Genomic DNA, 21,777 nt, shown 5'->3' on the forward strand with positions numbered 1-21,777 from the left:
CACAAAAGGTCTGAGCTATCAGACCTTTTTCGTTTCTTCTGCGACCACTTTAAAGCGTCAGTTACTTCTTGTTCATTCGAATATGGCGATTAGACACGTTCGGCAGTGGCTTCTCTGGCACTTTACGTTTCTCATGAATCAAATGTCGTATTGCTAAAATCGGATGCTTAAGTAGCATTCTTGGCCCTGCATAGCGCATCACTAAACGCATCAGCTCTTTAGGGTCAGGCTTATAGCAATGAATCGGACACTTATTGCAGGTTGGCTTCGCCTCGCCATAAGGACAGCGATCAAGTCGTGTTTCAGCATAACGCAACAGTTGCTCGCACTCTTCACATAACGCGTTGTCCAAACGAACAGCACCGTGATGGTCTTTGCAATAGATGTGCACCATAGCAATAACAGTTTTGTACTCGGTTGCGAGTTCGCCTTGCAGAATGTTGTTATGTTGAAACATGATTAATTACTCAGTGATAGACCGTACAGGTTGAGATTGACGCTTTCATTGATCGCCTCTTCAACTCGCTCAAACACAAAACCCAACTTAGTTAGTAGTGCGATGCTACGAATATTATCAGAGGTCGTGATGGCAACTAAATGATCGATATCAGCATTATGTTGAGCTTGTTCAATTATCGCTTGTGCCGCTTCCTTTGCAAAACCTTGCCCATATACTGCAGGTACAAAGCCATAACCAATATCATGCGCCTCTAGTGTGTCTCTTTTAATCAAACCACAGACACCGATTGGCGTTGAAGACTCTTTAATCTCGACCATCAGTAAACACACACCCTTCTCTCTATACATCTTAAGAATGTTGTTTTCGATGTATTCAACAGCCTTGCCAGTATCTGTAATTTCCTTGTCTCCGATATAACGTAAGAAATCTTCTGAGCTGTATAATCGCTGAATAAACGCCGCATCTTGAGCTGCCATCATTCTTAATCGTAAGCGTGCGGTTTCGACTGCCTGCATAGTGATATTTTCCTTGCTGGATAGCATGTAAATATTGAGTTCTAGATCTAAAATGATTATCCTCCACCGCATAAACTAAATACAAGGCTATGCAGCAATGAACCGTAAGAAAAAAATCAATCAAATTCTAAAGAAAAGACAGAAACAGGCGACGTCTAAACTGCATGGTAGCAACAAGCCTCGCTATATTTCTAAAGCTGACCGCGCAAAAATGGAAGCTGAAGAGCAAGCGAAAGCCGCTCAAGAGCAAGCTGAAGGCACAGTTGAAGCTTCTGTTGAATCGGAAGAAGCTGGTATCGAAACTAAAGAGACAAAAGCTGCAGAGTAAGTTTTAAACTCGCAGTACTCTTGCCCAGCACTCTGACCAAAGCCAACGGACATGAACAAAAAAAGCAGCCTCTATTTGGGCTGCTTTTTTGATCCTACCGTTTTAATCTAGCGACTCGGCTATTTAATTAACCTCTAAAAGGTTCAATTTCCCAGCGTGCGAGCGGCGCTTTTGCATTAATCCCTGCTCTTCCCCAACGGTCTACCGAATCAACAACAAGAATTCGTTCATTAGGTACCAGTGACTTAATCAACGTCGTTGGCTTTTTCGCTGTGACTAACCAGAGTGCATCGTCTTCTGAAAACATGGCTTTGAGTTTCGCTTTGTCTTGCTCTGTCCATTCCAGTTCTGCTTTGAACATGCGCTCTTCAACAAACAGTTGGCTACCTGAAGCGAAATCTTCCAAGCTTTCTGAAAGCAACAAGACTGAATCTACGTCGTTATCCAATAACACCGCTTGTTGCTTGTTAATCAGTTCACGCACATCAAGCATTACACGCTGTAGGTTGCTATCAATGGTCTCAGCTTGCGCCGGCCACAACAACTTAAAGTCATCAGCCACAATTGCCGCCATACGCGTTAGATTGGTTGGGTTTAACCACGCGTATTTAGACACTTCACCATTTGATAACGTCAGCGCAGCGACACCTTGCGCACGCGGTGTAATCGCTTGAGCAGCATCAACCTCAACCAAACGGATGTTGCCTTGTCTTGCGTATACAAATGTAGGATCAGCTTGCCAGATGGATGACAGCGTTAGTGCAACGGTCGCTTTTTCTCCTGACTTAAGCACCTTACTTGCGCCCTTAGTGCCAAACCAATTAGGCAAGCGATCAATACCGTAGCGTTTTGGTGGTAGGTATTCAGTCGTAATGTCTGTGCCTTTGGTTAGCTCTGTCGCTAGCGCATAAGTCACAGGCGTACTGGTGAGGATATCTTCAGCATTAGCGCTGATAGACACCATTGAGCCAACCAACAACAGACTACTAAGTGCACTCACTTGAGTCGCTGTTTTTATTGAGCTTGAAATACGATTCATCAAAGAAGTCATGGTTATGCCTTTCTTATAATTCGGTATAGCGTCGCCGCTAGGAAAAAGGTAGCAGAAACGATGATGATTGAAGCGCCCGATGGCACTGGCAGTTTTAGCTCCATAGGCAATACCGTTCCGACCAAACACGCGATGGTTGCCAGCAACGCAGAAAGCAAAACAAAGCTGCCCATGCGTTTAGTCAACAATCGAGCCGTCGCGCCAGGGATGAGCAACAATGCCCCAACAAGAACCGCCCCCACGATCTTCACTGCTGCAATCGTCACTAAGGTGATCATCATGACAAACAAGTAGTCATAAAAGCTGGTGTTATAGCCACGAACCTTGGCAATATCAGGGCTAATACAAGTGAGAAGAATACGGTTGAACGTCGGTATCAAGAGCAAAATGATGAGTGCGCAGCTGCCTGCGAGAATCGCTAAGTCTTGATCTGTTACCGTGAGAATCGAACCAAACAGCACGTTCTCAAGCATGTGGATGTTGATCTTACGTGCCACGTACATCAGCAATGCCGCGCCGACCGCTAAAGCGAGCGCAAGGAAAACGCCGACTAAAGTATCATATGGCACATTGGTTCTGTTTCTTACAAAATGAAGAAGCAAAGCAAAGATCATACAGAAACTGAACAGACCAATAATTGGGTTTTCTGGTGGCTCACCAAGCAAAACACCGATAGCAATACCGGTTAATGCGGCGTGACCTACCGCTTCAGAGAAGAAAGCCAGACGCTTTGCAATCACCAAAGTACCAAGGCCACCTAACAACGGGCCGAGTAATAACGCCGCAACTAAGGCATTCACCATGAACGCGTACATGAAGCTGTCTGATAACCAACCCGCTTCAACGCCACTTATGGCAAGTTGTCGTAACCAATCCATTACGCAACCTCCTTCGATTTAACGATAGCTACGCCACTGCTGTAGTGCTGGAACAAGCTTTCAATCTTACTTGGGTGCAGTACCTGTTCATGTGGACCACTATCCACCAAGAATCGATTCACAACATGTACATTAGCCTCTAGGCGACGCACTGCGGTTACATCATGGTGAACGGCAAGAATCGTGCGACCTTCGTCAACGCATTCACGAACTAGCAATTCTAAATAACGAACGCCTTGTTCATCCATGCCTGTCGTTGGTTCATCCAACACTAATAAACTTGGGTTATCCAATAAGGCTTGAGCAAACAATACACGTTGTTGTTCACCGCCCGATAACTGGCCCATACGGCGGTCGCTACGAGTCGCCATACCCACACGATCCAATTGCGCTAATGCAAGATCCAACTGCTTAGACTTACGACGCCAAAATAGTGGAATTCGAGTTTGGTTAAGCAACACGAAATCCATAACCGTTAGGGGTAAGCTCGATTCGAAGGTCGCTTTTTGAGGAACGTAACCAATACTTGGCTTTTCTGGCCAATGAATATTGATTTGCCCAGAGAAAGGCGTCAAACCAAGAACAGAGCGCAGCAAAGAGGTTTTGCCACCGCCGTTTGGCCCCATGATCACATGGCACTGACCCGCTTTAAGTTCTAGTGATATATCGTCAAGTATGACGTTGTTGTCGTATTGCAGACCGAGTTGATTGATTGAAATCGATGGACCTAGCATTATGCGTTCCCGCTCTTAGCTTGGTTAGCCGCCGCAAATTTCATTGCTTCGATCAACGTCTCGAGGTTCTTCTTCATCTCAACTTCAACTTTGTCGTCTTGATATTCGCCATGCGTCATGTGAGAAAAACGGTAAAGCTGAACACCTGTTTCCGCTTCAATCGTGTCAACAAAACGGTTTGGCATGTTTAGCTCGTAGAACAGAACATCAATGCCCGATGCGCGGATCTTTTCGATCGTCTCTTGCAGCTGGCTCGCACTTGGTTCAACACCGTGTGCAGGCTCAATCACCGCCGCAACATCAACACCAAACTCTTGCAGAATGTACCCATAAGCATTGTGCGTGGTCGCCACTTTCATGCCTGAAGTATCGAGTTCACCTAATGACAACATCGCATCACGCTTCATAAAACGAAATTGCTTGGCGTACTTACGTGCGTTCTTGCGATAAAACGCCGCGTTGTCTGGGTCGAGCTTAGATACTTCACTCGCGATGGTGTAAACCTTTTGAATCGTTGTCGAAAGCCCAACAAAGGTATGCGGGTTCACAGCACCTTGACCAACAGACTGGCCTAATGCGGGAAGTAGAGGCACTTCTTTGTTTGCTTCGATCACGACTAAGTCATCACGTTGCGCGGCTGAAATCACTTTAAGCGCGAAGTCATCGTGACCAATACCGTTTACCACGATTGCATCCATTTGGCTCAATCGCTTCAAATCATTCGGTTGTGGTAAGTAGTTATGCGGATTAAAGCCAGCATCAACCAAAGGAAGGATGTTCACTTTGTCACCCACTACCGCTTTTACGTAGCTGTAGTAAGGTTGAAGCGTGATACCAATCGTCAGCTTATCGCTATCGATCTTGTATTCTTTTGCCAGTGCATTGGGTGTCATTAACACCGCCAATAACGACATGAACAGAGTCATAATTCGCATAGTAAATCTCTTATTATTTTTGAACATTTTGTTTTTCGAGAATCTGGGGTTAATGAGAAGAAGCATCATGCTGATCAGCAACTTCTGACTCATTCACCACCAATTTCCAACCAGTAGACTCAAGCGTGTGTTGGTCAAAAGTAGCTGGCTGTTTCGCTACACCACCAAAGAAAATCCAGATTTCAGGTGAAACGCTGTTGGCGTTTAAAATAAAGGAATCAGCAAAGCCATGATCGCTTGGCGTAGAAAAGTAGTAACCACGCTTATCCAATACCCAAGTATGAGAACCTTTACGCTTCCAACTCTGATCTTCAACAAATGGCGCGACCCATTCATCTTTAAGTGATACGACACTTGGCCATTCGCCGTCTGAGTCCATACGCAGGTCACGAATCTCTTCATGCGCTAAACGCAGCTCTGATAACATCGCCAAGTTTTCTTGTTCAACATCGGTCACCAGAATTTGATGATCAAGTACCGCTTGTACGTGGGTTTCTGCTTGATGAAATGGGATCGCGACCGTAGCAAAGCTCAGAATGAACACAATGATCAGCCCTACCCATTTGCCTTCTCTGCCGCCCGTGTCAGCACGTACACCTTGGATCATCATTTCTCGCTGATCTCAACAACGTCGACTTCAACAGGAAACTCATGGCCTGAATCGAATACAAGGTAGAACTCAGTGTCAGGGTTTAGAAACTCAACGATAGAGCGCTTATCTGTCATCTGTTTTGCAATCAAGTTGTCTTCGTAGTCGTACATCTCAACTGCGTAATCAATCGCTTTACTGCCATCCGAATAACCCGCTTCACACGCCACGGTTTTGCCTTCAAACCAACAGCTCATCAGTGGAAAGTGTGCTTGCGCAGGTAATGCAGCGAAACCGAGTCCCAGAGCCAAGCATGGAGTGATTATCGATTTTAGTTTTGTTTTTATTGTCATGGTTCATACCCTAGCCACAGTGCAAATTCTCAGAAGTAAACTGAGCGATAAAGGGCTCAAATGAGCCCTTAAGTTTTTGGTTGCTTAATCAGGGATCTAGCCCCGACATCACAAATTATTGAAGCAGTGCTTCGAACGTTAGGTGAACGTTCGCGCTTGCTTTGTCTGCCAGTGGGTTGTCAATCAACTCACCTTTGTAGTTCGCTTTCATTACGTAACGACCCGCTACGTCTGGAGTGAACGTGATTTCACCGTTCTCATCACTCACTACATCAATCTGTTCTTGGTGGTTGCGGTAAAGCGTGCCTTCACGAGTGATCTCCGCTTTCACGTCTTTTTGGATTTCACCGTTGTAGAAGAATTGGAATGTCACCGGTTCGCCTTCAATGATGTCCGAAGGGTGCGTTACTGGCTTCATTTCAAGTAGCTTGCCTTCAATTTTGAAGACTGAATCCGATGGCTTACCTACTGTGATGTAGCTTTCTGCACGAGTGAAGCTGATTTGTGTTACCACGTCACGCGACTTTTCAGGAAGAACTGAATCACGTTCCGCTTTGTTTGCTTTGATCCATTTCACTGTGTCACGACGACCCGCTTTGTACTGTGTGTAGTAAGATGGCTGGTTGTTGATCGCAACTTTGTGTGTACCTTCTTCTTCAAAGTAGAAATCGAAGATTGAACGACGTTTGCCACGAACAACAAAGTTAGGACGTTCGCTACGGCCATCAGGCATGATGACATGTGCATTTTCACTGCCTGCAGGCTTATCAAAAACAAACGTACCGTGAGACGCAGTCACGTCGAACGTTAGCCAATCACCGCCTTCTTTCGATACGGTAAAGTGTGATGGCAAAATCCAACGCGGGTGAGCTTGTGCTGTTGTCGTCGCTGCTAGGCCGAATGCCATCACGCCCGCTAGAGCGAGTGCTTTGATTTTTGTCTGTTTCATCATGTTCAATTCCATTATTTATAATTGTTAGCCGTGTCGCTCTATCTGAGCCTACGATGACGACTGTCTATTCTGTTGAGTTTGCTTTTGCTATTCGCACTTACTATTTAGCGATGTAGTTCAGAGTGATTTCACCCGTCTCTTCTGTCGCCTTTAGCTCATAAGAAGCATTTACATCCGTTAGCGATACTTTTTGACGAAGGTAATTACGGCCGCCGTGTTCACGCACAACCTCGATATGAACCGTGTATTCGCCTTGCTCTAGAGTTTGGCCATCATCGCTCTTACCATCCCAAACGAAACGGTACTGGCCAGCAGGACGCGTTGCAGAAGTCACTGCATCAACCAATTCACGATCGTAACGCCCAACTTTTCTCCACCAGCTACGTAAGTCTTTAAGCCATTCATCTTTACCGACCCAAAGCTCAATGGTTTTCACTGACTTTCGTTCGCTGTTCTCTACCCACACCGCCACATAAGGACGCGCGTACATAGAGGTATCAATCTTTGGAAGCTTAAAGTTCACATCAAGTTTTGCCGTATCAGGGATCGCTTGTGCCATCCCTAGGCTTGGCAAAAGAGATAAAGCAAGAAGCGCCTTGCTCCAGTTCATTTTTTTCATGTTTAACAACCTTTTAAATCCGTTTAACCTTTAGTTCGTTCTTCAGGCTGATTCATCAAGCAGACTCATCAACCTGATTTATCACGCTAACTAATAGTTAAGGTACGGCGACAAAATAGATAGCAAGCGAGATTGCAGACCCAAATACCGTCCATTTAATGGAGGTATTCAGTGTTTTTTTCTTAGGTAACAGTAAGCACACGCCTGTAAGTACAAAGAAGATCATCAGTAGCGCTGTGATATCGATGAACCACTTCCAAACTTCACCGCTGTTACGGCCTTTGTGTAGATCGTTCAAAAGTGCGATAACGCCGTAATTGGTGGTTTCGACTTCCACCATTTCAGACGCCACGTCAACGAACACAGAGGCGTTGTAGCCTGGTCCTTTGAAGTCCATAGACACTTCACCGATCAGCAACTCACCGCCTTCAATCTCGGCGTAGATGTCTAAACCTGAAGGAACGCCAGATAGGTTGGCTTCTTCAAACAGAAATGTTTCAAAGGCCGTTTCGTCGGCTTTTAATCGCCCGTCTTGGATTGAAAATAAACTTGTAGGAAGCGTTAACGTAGACCGTTGGATATTGGGTTGGGTTGATTCAAATAACTCAGGTCGATTAAGGGTGATACCTGTCACTGAGAAGAAAAGAACAACGAACAGAAGCGCCATTGAAATATAAACATGAAGTCGACGAGCCCATGATTGAACCGCCCTACTTTTTAACGACATACAAACCAATACCTATAAATTTTATGGCGTCAATTTAGTTGATAATCATTCGTATTGGCATTCAATTTACATTGTTTACGTTTGCCGAGCGGCGTAAGCAAATTTACGTAACATTACAAGGGAAGTAATCGAACTGCTTATCTACTCTGTTAACATGTAAATCTTGTTAACGTTTAGAGCTGGCGGTAATAACAGTTTCAAACGTCAATCAAGGGGACAAACGTCAATGTGATTCAACCCAAAGATCATCGATAGAAAGCAATAGGTGGATACACCGTGCATTTAAGAAAGGAAAACTGGAAGTATTTAGAACTGAGATCACTATCAAGATCATTAACATCACGATCTGTTCAAGAGTAGTTTAAGCTTATTGTCTATAAAACGAGCATGGCGATACATGTTTAAAAGGATTTTGAAATGCGTATTATTATTTTAGCTTTTACCTGTTGGTAACGGCTTGTACTAGCCAGATTATCGGCACTGACGAACATATCGAGAGTTATATCGGCTCCAATATTGCCGACGCCCAAAAGTTGTATTTAACGCCTCACTCCCAAGCTGTTTCATTTTGGGAGTCGCGCACGTTTGCTTGGGTAGAAACTCAAACCCCACTCGAGAATGGCGAAACACAACATGCTTTCAAAAACCCCTATCGTGACTGCACTATCAACTGGGTTGCTGACCAAAACGGAATGATCATCGCGGGATCGCACAGTGGCGAGATGTGTAGCCCTTAACTTTGCCTTTGCTCATACCTCGATCAAACACCAAGGCCTAATGAAACACTAAGGCTCAATTTTATTCAATATATAAAAAAGGGTGTCATTTGAACGATCAAATGACACCCTTTTGCTTTTCTTGTTTCTAATGTACTGTTTCTTGTCTTCTGTTTGCTATGAGTGGTTAGACGTTTCCGTTATCACTTACCGTTCTAAGCTGAGTCAGATATTTAATCCAACCTTTCGCCTCAGAAGATGGCTCAATATTGTTCGCACGTTTCGCTTGAGCAAGAGCATTATCTAGATTCTTTAGCTTGTACCATGAACGCACTTTCGCTAAAGCAACGTCGGCTTGTTTGTTTTTGTCTTTCACTTTGTCTAAAACAACCAACGCTCGGTCGTAGTAACCTTGCTGAACCAATAGCTGTGCCACATTCCAATGGTATTGAGTGTCTTTTTTAGACGCTAACGTCCACACTTCAATGGCATTGTCCCACTCTTTCGCTAGCTGCCAGTAGGTTGCTTGCTCAGCCAGAAGTTGAACGTCACTGTTCGCGTCATCTAACTTACTTATTTCTTCAGCAGCTCGCTCTGGAATACCTCGTTTGGCATAAAGCTGTGCTAATAAACGGCGATCCGAATTTTTAAGCTCAACGCCCTGTAAATCAGCCAGTGCTAACGTGTTCAATGCATCACGATTACGTTCCAATCTTAGCTGAATACCGACAAGTTGACGCCACCAGTTATCTTTCTCTGGTTGAAGTTCAATGAGGCTTTCCAGTGTCGGAATAGACTGCTTCCACTGTTTTAACTGAAGCTGTGCGCCCAATTTTAGCGATAGAGGCGACAACTCTGCTTTTGAATTGAATTTGTCTCGATTATCGATGGCAACTAAGACTTTCGACCAGTTTTCAATTTGGTATTCAGCTTGTGCAATTCGCATCCAAAGCGTGTCTTTCTTTTCTGTTTCTGGCGCTGTTTTCACTAACTCATAATAGTGCGGAAGCGCGTTTTTAAACTGCTGATCGTTCAACAACAAATCAGCCAGCATGCGCTTCGTTATCCAAGCTTGCTCATCAACCAGCAAATTGCTGTCGACCGCATAAGTAAGCTGCTTGATTGCCGTGTCGGTTTTGCCATCTTGCCAGTAAAACACACCCAGCATACGAGCTACGTATGCTTTGTCGTAACCTTTAGAAAGCTCCAAGCCTGCAAGAACGTCAATCGCCTGTTTAACCTGTTCATCTTGAGCAAGCTTGTGCGCCTTTTGAACACGAATGGCAGTATATTGAGTTAGTTCTTTTGCTTGTGTTGTAAGGGGCATTAACAACAAGCCCACTAATATCCATATCTGTTTCATCATTTTGCCAACTTAAACTCTAGTTTCACGGTTTGACCAACCTGAGCTATCGCTTTTCCATCGACGACTTTCGGTTGATATTTCCATTTTTTAAGTGCTCTCATCGCTTCACGTTCAAACATACGACGTGGGTTTGCGTCAGTGACTTGAATATCAACTGGGCGCCCCGTCTCATCGATAGTAAAAGACATAATGACATGACCTTCAGCGCCACGCTTAAGCGCCTTCGCTGGGTAACGAGGTTCTACTCGATACAGAGGCATTGCCTGTTGGTTTGACCCAAAATCAGAAAATGTCGGCGCGTTAATCGCTAGGCCATCAACCGATGTATTCAAATCCAATGACGGCAGTGAAGACATCGAATTCAGAGGCGTAACTTCAGCTTGTGACTGAGACGTTTTCGCTTCCGGTGGCGGCTCTGGCATTTCTGGTTTTTCAGGGACTGCACGCTGTCTTCTTTGGACTTCTTGTTCTTGTTCCACCATCACCATATTGAAACTTAACGTCTCACTATTATCTGGTGAACGTTGGTGGCCATTATCGACCATCCAAGCCATAAAAGAAAACAGAGCTAAGCCCAATGCGCCCGCTAGCGGTAAAGCAAGAAATAGGCGAATCATTTATGAAGATCCTCCAAGATCATCGCTTTTCAGCAGCAAGCGCAATGTTTTTAACACCCGCACCTTTAGCAGCGTCCATCACTTTAACAACCGTACCGTTGTAAGCGTGTTCATCCGCTTGAATAACCAAAGAAGCATCAGGTTGTTCTAGCAACAAGTGTTCTAACGTTGCTTGGACACGCTCAACATCAACAACACGTTTATCGATGAAGATGTCATTCGCAGAAGTAATCGCTACAAAGATGCCCGCATCTTTTTGGCTTACTACGTTAGAAGCTTGTGGGCGATTGACTTCAACCCCTGATTCACGAACAAATGAACTGGTCACAATAAAGAAAATAAGCATGATAAATACAATATCAAGCATCGAAGTAAGGTCTATTTGAGCCTCTTCGTTTTTTGAATGACGTCGACCGAGTCTCATCGTTGACTCCTTAAAGATTTTTCTAATTTCAATTCTAAGCGGTTACACACTTTCGCTAATCGAGCATGAACAAACATACCCGCCAACGCAGCAACCATACCCGCCATGGTTGGCAGTGTTGCCAACGAGATACCTGAAGCCATCAATTTAGGGTCACTGCTTCCTTGAGTCGCCATGACATCAAAAACAGAGATCATACCGGTAACGGTACCTAACAAGCCCAACATAGGACAAATAGCGACTAACAGCTTAATAAAATTCAAGTTTTGGTTAAGTAAGATACTCGCTTGGCCTAACCAACCTTCACGAATGGCTTTAGCATGCCAAGAAGAGTGATCTTCTCTTTCATGCCACTTTGTAATCCAAGCTTGGCGTTGTTTTGGAAAGTAGAACGCAAGATAAAGCACGCGTTCTACCACAAGCACCCAATACACTAGGACAACAGCCGCTAGCCACCACAGGACGAAACCGCCCTGCTCCATAAAGCTTGATAAAGACAGCAGCCAGTCACTCGTTAACCAACTTGCTGGTAATAGAGAACCCGACAAAATATCCATTACGCAGCAGTCCCAACAGGTGAAACAACAGGTTTTGATTCAACCGTCTTTTCTGCCTGTTCAGCAACAAGGCCAATCCCTTGTTTCTCAAGAATATTACGAATGTTTTCAGCCTGAGTGCTAAGAATGTTGTGTGCCAGTAGTAGTGGCATTGCAGCAACAAGACCAAGTACGGTTGTTACAAGCGCCATCGAAATACCACCCGCCATCACTTTAGGGTCGCCATTGCCAAACTGTGTAATCACTTGGAATGTTTCGATCATGCCGGTTACGGTACCCAACAAGCCAAGCATAGGTGCGAGCGCTGCTAGAAGTTTCAGCATCGACAAACCTTTCTCTAGGTGAGTCTGTTCATCAACGACCGCTTCTAAAAGACGTAGCTCAAGTGCTTCAACCGTTTGGTTTTGCTCTTTGTTGTAAACTGCAAGAACACGGCCTAGAGGGTTGTCGCCCGCTTGTTCAGGGTTCTTAAGTTGTGCACGAATTTTCTGACGAGCGATAGCCAAAGAAATACCACGAACCAATGCGATGATTAAACCAATTGCCAACAAGCCAAGAATCACTTTACCAACAACACCACCCGCTTGAAGGCGGTCAGTTAGGCTTGGTGTTAGCGCTAGTTGCTCTAGCATGAACCCACGAGAAGGGTCGACAACCACGTTAGACACGTCGCCATTCGCTAATGCAGATAGCGATGCTAAAGTTGGACCATTCGATGGTTGTTTCAGATACGCAATCGCATCTTCACGCTGAGTGTTCCAGCTAACATAGCCTTGTTCTGTTACTAGGCCGATTGAGCCTAAGCGATAAGCGTCGACAGTTTGTGTGTTGCCTTCACCATTGATGAATGCAATTTGAGATTTGCTAAGCTCAGAGCTCGCTTGGATCTGTTCAACCATGCTCATCCACAAACCGGTCAGCTGTGGCATTGAAGGCAGTGATTTAGCATCAATGATTTGATCAACAGTTGCCGTGTGTTCAGCGCGATCAACACTGTTCACGGTTGAGCTAAGCTCTGCGCCGAGTTCTTTTGCGTTTTGACGAACGACACCGAACAGCTCACCTAAGCTACCGGTTTCTAAACGCAGCTTCTCTTCTAAGCGAGCAAGCTTGTTTTCGTTATCACTGAAGGTTTGAGTCAGAACATCTGTCGCACCTTGGATAGACGTACGTTTCGCTTCAAGCTGAGCTTTGATCGCTTTCAGTTCTTGTTCTGTCTTTTTGAAGTCAGCCTCACGCACCACGTTGTGAGAAGCTTGAGTGCGGCTTTCTGATTTTGCTTTATTAACTAGCTGAGCAGTCGTGTCTGATGCAGAGAAAGCAGAAAATGAAATGGACGTAATGCAAAGCAATGCTGCTAATGGCTTAAAGTTCATTACTTAACCTCCGCAACAGTTAAAGAAACAGGTAAAGTAATCAAGCTTGGAGCCGCTTGTTGACCAGCAATATCGTAGGCTTTATCTAGCTCAGACTTCATCGAAGAATCAAGCTCTTGCCATTGATCTTCTGTTTGATCCCAAGACCAGTATTGGCTGCCATTTAGATTGCGAGCAACTAAAGAAATACGACCTAGGTGCAGTACATCAGCCTCAATCGTTTTTTCACTCGTCAATGCTACACGACCTTGATAAACACCCAGCTTGATACCGTAGTCCATCTCAATTTGATATGCCTCTAGGATACGACGATACTTTTCTGCATCACTTACATCCGCGCGAGTCATCATCACTTGCAGCTTTTCAACTCTTTCTAGACGCTGTTCTTTCTTGATTGGCACATCTTGCTCAACTAACTGCTGAAGGCCATCAATCATCTGGTACATCAGAGGCACAACACCTTGACGTGTATATTTGATTTCGTCGATCTGCGCTTCAATGCTCTGAGCTTCTTGATTCTGGCTCTCAACCAATGCAGCAAGGTGATCGTGATAGATTTCTAGGTTTTTAACTTCTTCTTGCAGTCGCTCAATCTCAGCTTGCAGCATTAAAGTCGCTTGTGAGCTTTTATCAATAACCTTTTGGCTCGAAGCCGACGCGTTATTGGTCTTGTTTTGAATTGATTGAGCTTGATCCAAGCTGTTTGCCATCGAAGACGTTGCAACCAAACTGATCGCAAGCGCTAGGCTAGTTTTTAAAAGATTCATAATTGTAGTCATTTACTATAAGAAGAAGGTCAAATGGGTTTTATTGATAAGCAGTCTCATTATCATTAAAAGTCACTCGCATTACTAGGGATATTTTTACTAAATAGCAGAATCACGAAAGGGGAAAGTCGAAACCTTCCCCTTAGTATTTAAGCTATCAATGACATCCTACAGAAAAATTAGTATTTAACCTGCAGTGTTGCCATGTAGTTGCGACCTTCGCCAACAACTACGCTACTTGTGCTGCCGCCTTCAAGGTAATCTGTATCAAACAGGTTTTCTACATTGAAACGAGCAACGAAATCTAGGTTTTCGTCAGACTTCATTGTATGGGCGATACCCATGTCTACACGAGTGTAAGCATCTTTCTTAAACGTGTTAGCGCTTTCTGTGTAACGCTCACCTACATGGTAAACACCTAGGTTTACATCAGTGCCATTGTTGAATGCATAAGTAGACCAAATACTTGCAGTAAACTCAGGAACGTCTGCTGGAGTTTTACCTTCAAGTGCAGGATCATTTTGGTATTCAGCATCCAAGAACATGGTTGATGCACTCAAAGAGAATGCTTCCGTCATGTAGCCCGTTGCAGCCAGTTCAACACCCGTATGAACTTGTTCACCAACTTGAGTTGTACGTGCGTCTTTACCGTTGTTGTTTGCCGGGTCTAGATCTTCCGTCACTTGCATGTTCGATTGAGTGATTTGGAAAAGCGCTCCAGATACGAACAGACGTTCGTCAAACAGTTCCCACTTAGAACCTAGTTCGTAAAGCGTACCCTTCTTAGCATCTTGAGACTGACCAAAGTTCACGTCATTTTTATCTGTGATTTCGCCAACAGGTTCGAAACTTTCAGAGTAAACCGCGTAAATCGAACCATTAGGCGCTGGTGAATAAATCACACCAAGCTTAGGAAGAATGTTGTTGTAGCTTTCTTCTTGATTAGAACTGCTCGTAGTTTTGTCGTAAGCGAAACGCACGCCACCAAGTACTTGCCACTGTTCAGTCAATGTTACTAGATCTTGAACGTAAAGGCCGTAGTGTTGGCTTTCAGAGTGAGACACTTCATTGTCGTTCTTGTAGCTAACGTTAGAAGGCATATCAAAGCCGTTACCACATGCAGCGGCAGCTTCTGCTTCTGTTGCGTTAACGCATGTGTAACCAGAGTCGTATAAACGCTCGTAATCGTAATGTAGGCCATTCACACCAACCAGCAGACGGTGGTTAACACCTAGTGCATCGAAATCACCAGTAAAGTCTACGTAAGCCGTATCAAACGTCCACTCATCGTGGCGATCTGATACTTTGTAGCCGTAACCACCGTTCTTATCGCTATATACTGAGTTGTTTGATTCTGTACGTTGACGTTCATAGAACTGACGGCTGATGCCTGTCTTCACAGACCAAGCGTCGTTCAAGTTAGCGGTTACCGATGCACCGTAGTTTGCAACGTCGTTATCTGTTTGAGCAAAGCGTTGGTCATTAACCGTGTTAGGGTCGATAACTTTACCAGTAGAAGTATCGATTTTAGAACCGTTGTCTAAATCGCCCTCTTCAATAGTGCGGTCGTAGTGCACAGACAACATGATGTCTTCGTTAATATCGTAATCAACAAATAGGCCACCAACAAAGCGGTCAGTCTCTACATCTGTACCATCAAAACGTGTGCGGTAAGAGTCTTGATTTTCTTGTGAAACAATAAGACGAGCACGTAAGGTTTGGTCATCGTTCAATGAGCCACTTACATCAGCAGTAGTACGAGTGTAGCTATCAGAACCAATATCTTGGCTTACGTTAACTTGAGTTTCATATGTTGGCTTCTTAGAAACCATATTCACAAGACCGCCAGGAGCAGACTTACCGTAAAGTAGACCAGCTGGGCCTTTCAATACTTCAACTCGCTCCAAAAGCTCTACCGGTTGGCGGTAATGAGACCAGTGTTGAACACCATCACGCAGGTAACCAGAGCTACTCTCCAAATTAAAACCACGAAGCGTGAAACGCTCACGGTTAGTTGACTTAGAACCCGCACCAACAGATGCGTCGTTCTTAAGAACTTCACCTAACGTACTTGCACGCTGTTCATCGATGATTTGCTCATCGATTACTGAAACTTGTCCCGGAGTCTCTAATTGAGTCGCCTCCATGCGCATTGCTGTTGTGTTTGTGTCGGCCTTGTAACCGTAGTCACGACCTTCAACAACCATGTGCTCGTCTGTTTTTACTGTTTCTGCCAATACTGCTGGTGAAGCTAATACTGCGCCGATCACTAAAGCCAATGGGCTCTTTGAAAACATGTCCTTTACTCCGCTTTTATTCTTTTGTACGAGCACTTTGTTATTTATTCGATGTGCTCGGTTGAACCGTTTCCGGTACCACTGAATCATTTCGGGAGTGAATATAAGTGATAACTATTACCATTTGCATTAAATTTACATTCTTTGCATTCGTAAAGATTTGTAAAGCCCACTGAACACACACTTTCTTTAGCTCAACAAAAACAATTCAATACGTTAATTGAGCGTGCAGATCTGTAAACATGAATTCAACATTTCACTATAAGGTCATTGGTCTGATCAATATAAACAAGCCAAGAGCAATACAAATACTGTCTTGTCTTATTTACTACCTTTGAAACGACTGATTTATGTATAAAACCCTCGATAAATGTAAATGAATGGTGAATTATTTTGTTTTCATTTGTTTAATTTACACAATTATCAGTGACTCTGATCACATCTATAATTTCAAACTCATTTTTTGTTTTTCGATTTGATCAACCGACTGCTAATCTCCCGCTCACTTTGAAAAGGTATCAAAGTTATAAATAATAAGGAGTGTTCTAAATGAATACCAAGAAACCTATGTCTCTAACTGGTCGAGTTATCCTCGGTATGGTCGTGGGCATATTAACGGGATTTGCCATTCAATCCCTTTTTGCAGACAGCGGATTTGTTAACAACTACATCGTTAACGGACTCTTTGAAGTAGGCGGACAGATTTTTGTCGCCAGTTTAAAAATGCTTGTTGTGCCACTAGTCTTCGTTTCACTAGTGTGCGGTACAAGTTCTCTTAAAGACTTATCAACTCTTGGCCGTATGGGTGGCAAAACGCTTGCACTTTATATCGGTACTACAGCCGTTGCTATCACTCTAGCACTCACTATCGGTAACCTGTTCCAACCTGGAGCTGGTGCGGATCTTACTGCTGCGAGCTCTTTCAAATCAGCGGATGCCCCTTCTTTGGGACAAGTAATCATCGACATGTTCCCAACCAACCCTATTCAGGCGATGGCTGAGGGCAAAACGCTGCAAGTTATCGTATTTGCTGTGTTGTTTGGTATTGCTATCAGTGCAGCGGGTAAACCTGGCGAGCGTATCGCAGCGGTGTTCTCTGACTTGAACGAAGTGATCATGAAGCTTGTCGCTCTTCTGATGAACCTTGCGCCTTACGGTGTGTTCTTCTTGATGGCGAAGCTGTTCTCTGGCCTTGGTTTAAGCGCAATTTGGAACCTAGCAGAATACTTCTTAGTACTTGCTGGTACCCTACTTCTACACGGTTTGGTTACCTACAGCGCAATGCTTAAAGGATTCACAGGCCTAAGCCCGATTACGTTCTTACGTAAGATGGAAGATGCAATCATGTTTGCATTCTCAACGGCATCTTCAAACGCAACGATTCCAGTAACGATGGAAACGGCTAAAAACCGCATGGGCGTAGACAACAAAGTCGCTTCTTTCACTGTACCACTAGGTGCAACTGTGAACATGGACGGCACTGCTATCATGCAGGGTGTCGCAACGGCATTTATCGCACAGGCATACAACATCGACCTGACCATGGGTGATTACCTTATGGTTATCCTAACAGCGACATTGGCGTCTGTTGGTACTGCAGGTGTTCCAGGTGTAGGTCTTGTTATGCTAGCGATGGTATTGAACCAAGTTGGTCTACCGCTTGAAGGTATCGCGCTTATCATGGGTGTTGACCGCCTTCTTGATATGATTCGTACCGCAGTAAACATCACAGGTGATAGTGCCGTAACTATCATTGTGGCTAAGTCTGAAGGTTCTTTTGACGAAGCTCGCTTCAATGACCCTGCTGCTGGTGAGAAAGAAGAAGAAGTTAAGCTAACACGCCAACAGGCATAATCTAGCTTTTCTGTCGCTCTTACCTTCAAGCTAAGGCGTAATTAATGGCTATGCCTAGCTGATCATCAAAAGCGTATAAACAAAAACGCCACTGCATCTGCAGTGGCGTTTTTTATTGGGCTATGTTTCTAAGTTATATTTCTGAGCAATATTTATAAGCTATGTTTCTTAGCACGCTTTCAGTCATAGTTATCTATGGAGCAAGACAGGTAACAGCAGGAAGCTAATCAGCGATTGGGAACATTAGATTTACTCTCAATCCCCCATCGTCTCTATTCTCAGCAGTAACCTGCCCATTCATTACACCCATGGCTTCCTTCACGATCGCTAGCCCAAGACCGTAACCACCAGACTGTTTATCACGGGCTGACTCTATGCGAGTAAACGGATCGAAAATCCCTGCAATCTTGTTATCAGGAATGCCATGCCCGTCATCTTCTACAGATATGACACTGTAACGTTTATCGGTTAACAGTTCATAGGTAGTCACGACAACATGAGCATTCTCACCGGCATATTTGATCGCGTTACTGACCAAATTACCGATAACTCGCAGGAGCAACCTTTCATCAACATTAACCATTGATGTCGGCGTCTCTAAATCACCAATCAAAGTTTGATTCGGTTTTAAATCATTTTGCATCTGCGCGATTAGCATCGAACAATAATGCTCAAGGTGCATCAAGCTTGACTTGGAGTCATAGCGAGACGTTTCTAGACGGCTGAATTCAAGTATCTCACCCACCAGCTTGTTCATCTCTTCTGTTTCATTTTCCATTCGTTCTAGCAAACCAATGCTTTTATCATCAACCTTGCTGCGCAGCAGGTGTAGTGCGAGGTTTTGCCTTGCTAATGGTGTTCTTAACTCGTGTGAGACATCACGAATCAAACGACGTTGCTTTTCAGCGAGAGACTTAATCTCTACCGTCATATGATCAAAATCATGAGCAAGTTCGTTGAACTCCCGCGTCGTGGAATTTAACTCAGAAACAACACTGACAGTGAAGTCGCCTTGCGCAAGTCTGCGGCTCGCTTCTCTTAATCTATCCAGCGGCTGCTGCAGGCTTTTCGCCATGATAATTGAGAACAGAGACAACACGATCAAAGCTATTACCGCTTTCAACATGTAAGAATATGGCGCAAAGGATTTAGCCGGGTGAAACTGGTGTGGGAGTTGGATAACCAGTGTTTTACCGTTATTGAGTGGCAGGCCGAATATCGGCTTACTCACACGATCACTAAGTTGGTGATCTAACGTTCTTAAGTATTTGAGCTTAAATTCAAAATGCGGGTGCATGTGACGATGTGTAACTGGTCGATTGTCTTTATCGATGACAAACAGATAATACTGCTGAGCATTGCCCCAATCCGCGAGTTCATCCATGTCCCCTTCTTCAATCAACACATTCGCTTGATAGGCAAGGTCGAGCATTTCCGCTTTAACCGATTCTGGCACTTTAAGCAGCGCTTTCATCAAGGCTCTTTCAGCGACACCTTGCAGGATCAAAATGCTAACTAAAATGACGGTCAGGTAACTGAATAATTGGAAAGTGAGTCCGTCTTTGCGCTTGGCAATAAAATCAGGGCAACGCAGCAGTTTTTGGCTCATACCCCTACCGACTCTAGGTAGCTATAACCTTTACCACGAACGGTTTTGATGTGTTGTTTAGACAAGCCAGCCTGAACAAGCTTTCGTCGTATATTACTGATGTGCATATCTAAATTACGATCGAAAGGACAAAGCTCTTTCTTTAGAACATGGATTTGCAGGTCAGATTTTGAGACGACAATACCGTCATTTTTGACAAGATAATCAAGCAGATCTTTTTCAGTGCCCGTGAGAGGTAAACGAGAGAGTTGTTCGCACAAACCATGATTAGAGGAAGCTAAAGATTGTCTCTGGCGTTCAAAACCGACTCGGCGCAAGATCACCTTAATACGGGTTAGGAGCTCAGGAACATTGAAAGGTTTGGCGATGTACTGGTCGGCTCCGGCTTGGTAGCCATCCAGCATAGAGGCATCGTCGTTCAGTGCAGTCAGCATAAGAATGGGAGTAGCAAAACGCTGACAAATACGCCTTGCCACTTGAATTCCGCTCAAGTTTGGAAGCATTACGTCTAGTAGAACCAAATCGACAGGGTTCGATTGAATAAACTCTAGCGCAGATTCACCACAATGAACGGTATCAACATGATACCCCTCATTTTCCAATACTTCACCCAGTAACTCACACAACTGGATATCATCATCAACAACTAAAACGCGAGACATTGCACATACCGATAAATAAGAACAGTTTGCATTCTAATTATCGTTATTATTGATTTCAATTATAAAGTGCGGGATTCCCTCTATAGAAGAAAATCTTTTTCAATCGGTACAAATTTTGAGGCAGAATCGATAAGATTTTGAGCAGTTAACCCCGGAACACCATACACTTCAACAGGTTTGCCAAAACGTTCTTTGATTCGCTCTACAAGGATTTCGAAATCACCGTCTCCTGATACCAAAACAATCGTATCAACCGTCTCTGCAAGTTCTATCGCGTCTAACGCAATACCCACATCCCAGTCGCCTTTTGCACTGCCATCTCGGCGCTGAATAAACGGCTTTAACTTCACATTAAAACCCACACCACGAAGGATATGGTGAAATTGACGCTGCTTTGGATCTTGGCTTGAGATTGCGTAAGCATTAGCTGCCACAACGTTACGCCCTTCCGTGGCAACATACCAAAACTGGTTATAGTCGAAGTTAGAACGGTATTTGTCGCGCGTTGTGTAGTAAACGTTCTGAACGTCGACCAAAATTGCTATGTTTTCCATAATTTCATACCTTTAGATTTTCCGTATACCCTATTCTATTCAACTCTAAAATGCGAGCCGCTTTCTTTAATAAAAATGAACTCATTAGCTATGCTTAACGTAGCTATTATTGGCTTAACGTAGCTGTTATCGGCTTAACGTCGCTACTATTAGCTTAACGCAGCTGTTATTGGCTTAACGTCGCTATTATTAGCTCAACGTAGCTGTTATTCGCTTAACTCAGAGCTTGTTTGAGTTTATCAAGGAAGGTGGGACATGCAGTACCAACAAATAATCAGATCATACCTTGGCAACAACACCAACGGCTCAGTGTTGGCCTTTTGCTGCGCAGCGATAACCAAAGCAATATCCAAACCATTAAAAACTCTATTAACAAGCGCGGTTATGTTTATGATTCTGTCAGTCAACTCGTTACACGCTTACCCAGCCTACTCTCACTCCAAGGCCTTACCGCACCGCAGTGTGATCTATTTTGCACCGAAGGAAGATTCTGCCGTCAAAGAGTTTCTCAATGAAGTGTTGATCAATAACTGTCAATTGGATGAACGAGACGTGGTTATCATAGTCATCGCGGAAAGCGGCTACACAGTTCCTACTTGGCTTGAAGAAGAATTTAACTTAGAGGCGGTAACCGACAGCTATGGAATACCGAAAGGCTCACATACTGCTGTTTTGATAGGTAAAGACGGAAAAGAAAAGCACCGATGGAATGGGAAGACGGATTGGAACCTTATCACCAACATTATTGATGAGATGCCGATGCGCCAAAAAGAAATGCAGCGACAAAGTAGCCGCTGCAGTATTTGATTCTTAGTCAGCTAAGCGGTCGCTTAACAC

24 protein-coding genes and 1 pseudogene are annotated in these 21,777 nt (G+C 44.2%); 4 read left to right on the top strand and 21 right to left on the bottom strand.

Features of this window, described 5'->3' with window-relative positions; all coding sequences use genetic code 11:
• Positions 1-61: 61 nt before the first annotated feature.
• Both H5300_RS04035 and H5300_RS04040 read right to left on the bottom strand, forming a co-directional pair.
• Entirely contained in the window at positions 62-457 is a 396-nt protein-coding gene (locus tag H5300_RS04035; RefSeq protein ID WP_004731174.1) for a nitrous oxide-stimulated promoter family protein, read from the bottom strand.
• Positions 458-459: 2 nt separating this feature from the next.
• Positions 460-975: a GNAT family N-acetyltransferase gene (locus tag H5300_RS04040; protein ID WP_182795473.1), complete on the bottom strand. Its 516-nt coding sequence runs from the start codon at positions 973-975 to the stop codon at positions 460-462.
• Between the two features lie 97 nt (positions 976-1,072).
• Between H5300_RS04040 and H5300_RS04045 the strand changes: the two genes are divergently transcribed.
• A complete protein-coding gene (locus H5300_RS04045) occupies positions 1,073-1,303 on the top strand; it encodes a DUF2986 domain-containing protein (protein WP_004731171.1) in 231 nt (76 codons plus the stop codon).
• A 127-nt stretch (positions 1,304-1,430) separates the two neighbouring features.
• Here H5300_RS04045 and H5300_RS04050 read toward each other — a convergent pair whose 3' ends face one another.
• The 9 genes from H5300_RS04050 to H5300_RS04090 all read right to left on the bottom strand — a co-directional run bounded on the left by H5300_RS04050 (position 1,431) and on the right by H5300_RS04090 (position 8,141).
• Positions 1,431-2,354 (bottom strand): ABC transporter substrate-binding protein, encoded by a 924-nt coding sequence (locus H5300_RS04050; RefSeq protein WP_182795474.1) that lies wholly within the window; start codon positions 2,352-2,354, stop codon positions 1,431-1,433.
• 2 nt (positions 2,355-2,356) lie between these two features.
• A complete protein-coding gene (locus H5300_RS04055; RefSeq protein ID WP_004731167.1) occupies positions 2,357-3,232 on the bottom strand; it encodes a metal ABC transporter permease in 876 nt (291 codons plus the stop codon).
• Positions 3,232-3,966, bottom strand: coding sequence for a metal ABC transporter ATP-binding protein (locus tag H5300_RS04060; RefSeq protein WP_182795475.1), 735 nt, complete (start codon positions 3,964-3,966; stop codon positions 3,232-3,234). The genes H5300_RS04055 and H5300_RS04060 overlap by 1 nt, the downstream gene beginning before the upstream one ends.
• The gene (locus H5300_RS04065) at positions 3,966-4,901 is read right to left on the bottom strand and encodes a metal ABC transporter solute-binding protein, Zn/Mn family (protein WP_182795476.1); all 936 of its coding nucleotides are present in this window, start codon (positions 4,899-4,901) and stop codon (positions 3,966-3,968) included. The genes H5300_RS04060 and H5300_RS04065 overlap by 1 nt, the downstream gene beginning before the upstream one ends.
• A gap of 49 nt (positions 4,902-4,950) precedes the next feature.
• Positions 4,951-5,511 (bottom strand): DUF6162 family protein, encoded by a 561-nt coding sequence (locus H5300_RS04070; protein ID WP_182795477.1) that lies wholly within the window; start codon positions 5,509-5,511, stop codon positions 4,951-4,953.
• Positions 5,508-5,843 (bottom strand): hypothetical protein, encoded by a 336-nt coding sequence (locus H5300_RS04075; protein ID WP_182795478.1) that lies wholly within the window; start codon positions 5,841-5,843, stop codon positions 5,508-5,510. The genes H5300_RS04070 and H5300_RS04075 overlap by 4 nt, the downstream gene beginning before the upstream one ends.
• 115 nt (positions 5,844-5,958) lie before the next feature.
• Positions 5,959-6,795 carry a DUF4198 domain-containing protein gene (locus H5300_RS04080; RefSeq protein WP_076648466.1) on the bottom strand — a complete coding sequence of 279 codons (837 nt, stop codon included), beginning with the start codon at positions 6,793-6,795 and terminating at the stop codon, positions 5,959-5,961.
• Between the two features lie 100 nt (positions 6,796-6,895).
• Positions 6,896-7,414 (bottom strand): DUF2271 domain-containing protein, encoded by a 519-nt coding sequence (locus H5300_RS04085; protein WP_017082148.1) that lies wholly within the window; start codon positions 7,412-7,414, stop codon positions 6,896-6,898.
• A 97-nt stretch (positions 7,415-7,511) separates the two neighbouring features.
• Positions 7,512-8,141, bottom strand: coding sequence for a PepSY-associated TM helix domain-containing protein (locus H5300_RS04090; RefSeq protein WP_102450716.1), 630 nt, complete (start codon positions 8,139-8,141; stop codon positions 7,512-7,514).
• A gap of 417 nt (positions 8,142-8,558) precedes the next feature.
• On the opposite strand from H5300_RS04090, the pseudogene H5300_RS04095 reads away from it, so the two are divergent.
• A pseudogene (locus H5300_RS04095) lies at positions 8,559-8,878 on the top strand (hypothetical protein).
• A 166-nt stretch (positions 8,879-9,044) separates the two neighbouring features.
• Here the strand turns inward: H5300_RS04095 and H5300_RS04100 are convergent.
• From H5300_RS04100 to H5300_RS04130, 7 genes are all read right to left on the bottom strand, one after another.
• Complete coding sequence (locus tag H5300_RS04100; RefSeq protein ID WP_102560601.1) at positions 9,045-10,223, bottom strand: lipopolysaccharide assembly protein LapB; 1,179 nt, start codon at positions 10,221-10,223, stop codon at positions 9,045-9,047.
• Positions 10,220-10,840 carry an energy transducer TonB gene (locus H5300_RS04105; protein ID WP_017093558.1) on the bottom strand — a complete coding sequence of 207 codons (621 nt, stop codon included), beginning with the start codon at positions 10,838-10,840 and terminating at the stop codon, positions 10,220-10,222. The genes H5300_RS04100 and H5300_RS04105 overlap by 4 nt, the downstream gene beginning before the upstream one ends.
• Positions 10,841-10,859: 19 nt before the next feature.
• Entirely contained in the window at positions 10,860-11,264 is a 405-nt protein-coding gene (locus tag H5300_RS04110; RefSeq protein WP_004731145.1) for a biopolymer transporter ExbD, read from the bottom strand.
• The gene (locus H5300_RS04115; RefSeq protein ID WP_004731144.1) at positions 11,261-11,821 is read right to left on the bottom strand and encodes a MotA/TolQ/ExbB proton channel family protein; all 561 of its coding nucleotides are present in this window, start codon (positions 11,819-11,821) and stop codon (positions 11,261-11,263) included. The genes H5300_RS04110 and H5300_RS04115 overlap by 4 nt, the downstream gene beginning before the upstream one ends.
• Complete coding sequence (locus H5300_RS04120; RefSeq protein WP_182795479.1) at positions 11,821-13,197, bottom strand: MotA/TolQ/ExbB proton channel family protein; 1,377 nt, start codon at positions 13,195-13,197, stop codon at positions 11,821-11,823. The genes H5300_RS04115 and H5300_RS04120 overlap by 1 nt, the downstream gene beginning before the upstream one ends.
• On the bottom strand, positions 13,197-13,964 hold the full coding sequence (locus H5300_RS04125) for a DUF3450 domain-containing protein (RefSeq protein WP_004731140.1): 768 nt from the start codon (positions 13,962-13,964) through the stop codon (positions 13,197-13,199). Before H5300_RS04125 ends, H5300_RS04120 begins: the two co-directional genes overlap by 1 nt.
• A gap of 179 nt (positions 13,965-14,143) precedes the next feature.
• A complete protein-coding gene (locus H5300_RS04130) occupies positions 14,144-16,261 on the bottom strand; it encodes a TonB-dependent siderophore receptor (RefSeq protein WP_182795480.1) in 2,118 nt (705 codons plus the stop codon).
• Positions 16,262-16,810: 549 nt separating this feature from the next.
• Here H5300_RS04130 and H5300_RS04135 point away from each other — a divergent pair.
• Positions 16,811-18,115, top strand: a complete 1,305-nt coding sequence (locus tag H5300_RS04135; protein WP_017093555.1) for a dicarboxylate/amino acid:cation symporter — start codon at positions 16,811-16,813, stop codon at positions 18,113-18,115.
• A 223-nt stretch (positions 18,116-18,338) separates the two neighbouring features.
• On the opposite strand, the gene H5300_RS04140 is transcribed toward H5300_RS04135, so the two are convergent.
• The 3 genes from H5300_RS04140 to H5300_RS04150 all read right to left on the bottom strand — a co-directional run bounded on the left by H5300_RS04140 (position 18,339) and on the right by H5300_RS04150 (position 20,940).
• Positions 18,339-19,724 carry a sensor histidine kinase gene (locus H5300_RS04140; RefSeq protein ID WP_182795481.1) on the bottom strand — a complete coding sequence of 462 codons (1,386 nt, stop codon included), beginning with the start codon at positions 19,722-19,724 and terminating at the stop codon, positions 18,339-18,341.
• Positions 19,721-20,386: a response regulator transcription factor gene (locus H5300_RS04145; protein WP_017079290.1), complete on the bottom strand. Its 666-nt coding sequence runs from the start codon at positions 20,384-20,386 to the stop codon at positions 19,721-19,723. The genes H5300_RS04140 and H5300_RS04145 overlap by 4 nt, the downstream gene beginning before the upstream one ends.
• Before the next feature lie 80 nt (positions 20,387-20,466).
• Positions 20,467-20,940: an NYN domain-containing protein gene (locus H5300_RS04150; protein ID WP_004731130.1), complete on the bottom strand. Its 474-nt coding sequence runs from the start codon at positions 20,938-20,940 to the stop codon at positions 20,467-20,469.
• A 255-nt stretch (positions 20,941-21,195) separates the two neighbouring features.
• On the opposite strand from H5300_RS04150, the gene H5300_RS04155 reads away from it, so the two are divergent.
• On the top strand, positions 21,196-21,747 hold the full coding sequence (locus H5300_RS04155) for a DUF4174 domain-containing protein (protein WP_102450722.1): 552 nt from the start codon (positions 21,196-21,198) through the stop codon (positions 21,745-21,747).
• The last annotated feature ends 30 nt before the right edge of the window (positions 21,748-21,777 follow it).

This window comes from Vibrio sp. SG41-7, from assembly GCF_014164465.1.
GTDB lineage: Bacteria > Pseudomonadota > Gammaproteobacteria > Enterobacterales > Vibrionaceae > Vibrio > Vibrio splendidus.

Excerpts from the sequence above, each read along its gene's own strand:
- H5300_RS04045 (WP_004731171.1), top strand. The coding sequence starts at position 1,073 with ATGAACCGTAAGAAAAAAATCAATCAAATTCTAAAGAAAAGACAGAAA.
- H5300_RS04085 (WP_017082148.1), bottom strand. The coding sequence starts at position 7,414 with ATGAAAAAAATGAACTGGAGCAAGGCGCTTCTTGCTTTATCTCTTTTG.
- H5300_RS04155 (WP_102450722.1), top strand. The coding sequence starts at position 21,196 with ATGCAGTACCAACAAATAATCAGATCATACCTTGGCAACAACACCAAC.
- H5300_RS04125 (WP_004731140.1), bottom strand. The coding sequence starts at position 13,964 with ATGAATCTTTTAAAAACTAGCCTAGCGCTTGCGATCAGTTTGGTTGCA.
- H5300_RS04150 (WP_004731130.1), bottom strand. The coding sequence starts at position 20,940 with ATGGAAAACATAGCAATTTTGGTCGACGTTCAGAACGTTTACTACACA.
- H5300_RS04055 (WP_004731167.1), bottom strand. The coding sequence starts at position 3,232 with ATGGATTGGTTACGACAACTTGCCATAAGTGGCGTTGAAGCGGGTTGG.
- H5300_RS04115 (WP_004731144.1), bottom strand. The coding sequence starts at position 11,821 with ATGGATATTTTGTCGGGTTCTCTATTACCAGCAAGTTGGTTAACGAGT.
- H5300_RS04050 (WP_182795474.1), bottom strand. The coding sequence starts at position 2,354 with ATGACTTCTTTGATGAATCGTATTTCAAGCTCAATAAAAACAGCGACT.
- H5300_RS04080 (WP_076648466.1), bottom strand. The coding sequence starts at position 6,795 with ATGATGAAACAGACAAAAATCAAAGCACTCGCTCTAGCGGGCGTGATG.
- H5300_RS04120 (WP_182795479.1), bottom strand. The coding sequence starts at position 13,197 with ATGAACTTTAAGCCATTAGCAGCATTGCTTTGCATTACGTCCATTTCA.
- H5300_RS04135 (WP_017093555.1), top strand. The coding sequence starts at position 16,811 with ATGAATACCAAGAAACCTATGTCTCTAACTGGTCGAGTTATCCTCGGT.
- H5300_RS04105 (WP_017093558.1), bottom strand. The coding sequence starts at position 10,840 with ATGATTCGCCTATTTCTTGCTTTACCGCTAGCGGGCGCATTGGGCTTA.
- H5300_RS04145 (WP_017079290.1), bottom strand. The coding sequence starts at position 20,386 with ATGTCTCGCGTTTTAGTTGTTGATGATGATATCCAGTTGTGTGAGTTA.
- H5300_RS04035 (WP_004731174.1), bottom strand. The coding sequence starts at position 457 with ATGTTTCAACATAACAACATTCTGCAAGGCGAACTCGCAACCGAGTAC.
- H5300_RS04100 (WP_102560601.1), bottom strand. The coding sequence starts at position 10,223 with ATGATGAAACAGATATGGATATTAGTGGGCTTGTTGTTAATGCCCCTT.
- H5300_RS04060 (WP_182795475.1), bottom strand. The coding sequence starts at position 3,966 with ATGCTAGGTCCATCGATTTCAATCAATCAACTCGGTCTGCAATACGAC.
- H5300_RS04140 (WP_182795481.1), bottom strand. The coding sequence starts at position 19,724 with ATGAGCCAAAAACTGCTGCGTTGCCCTGATTTTATTGCCAAGCGCAAA.
- H5300_RS04040 (WP_182795473.1), bottom strand. The coding sequence starts at position 975 with ATGCAGGCAGTCGAAACCGCACGCTTACGATTAAGAATGATGGCAGCT.
- H5300_RS04065 (WP_182795476.1), bottom strand. The coding sequence starts at position 4,901 with ATGCGAATTATGACTCTGTTCATGTCGTTATTGGCGGTGTTAATGACA.
- H5300_RS04075 (WP_182795478.1), bottom strand. The coding sequence starts at position 5,843 with ATGACAATAAAAACAAAACTAAAATCGATAATCACTCCATGCTTGGCT.
- H5300_RS04110 (WP_004731145.1), bottom strand. The coding sequence starts at position 11,264 with ATGAGACTCGGTCGACGTCATTCAAAAAACGAAGAGGCTCAAATAGAC.
- H5300_RS04090 (WP_102450716.1), bottom strand. The coding sequence starts at position 8,141 with ATGTCGTTAAAAAGTAGGGCGGTTCAATCATGGGCTCGTCGACTTCAT.
- H5300_RS04070 (WP_182795477.1), bottom strand. The coding sequence starts at position 5,511 with ATGATGATCCAAGGTGTACGTGCTGACACGGGCGGCAGAGAAGGCAAA.
- H5300_RS04130 (WP_182795480.1), bottom strand. The coding sequence starts at position 16,261 with ATGTTTTCAAAGAGCCCATTGGCTTTAGTGATCGGCGCAGTATTAGCT.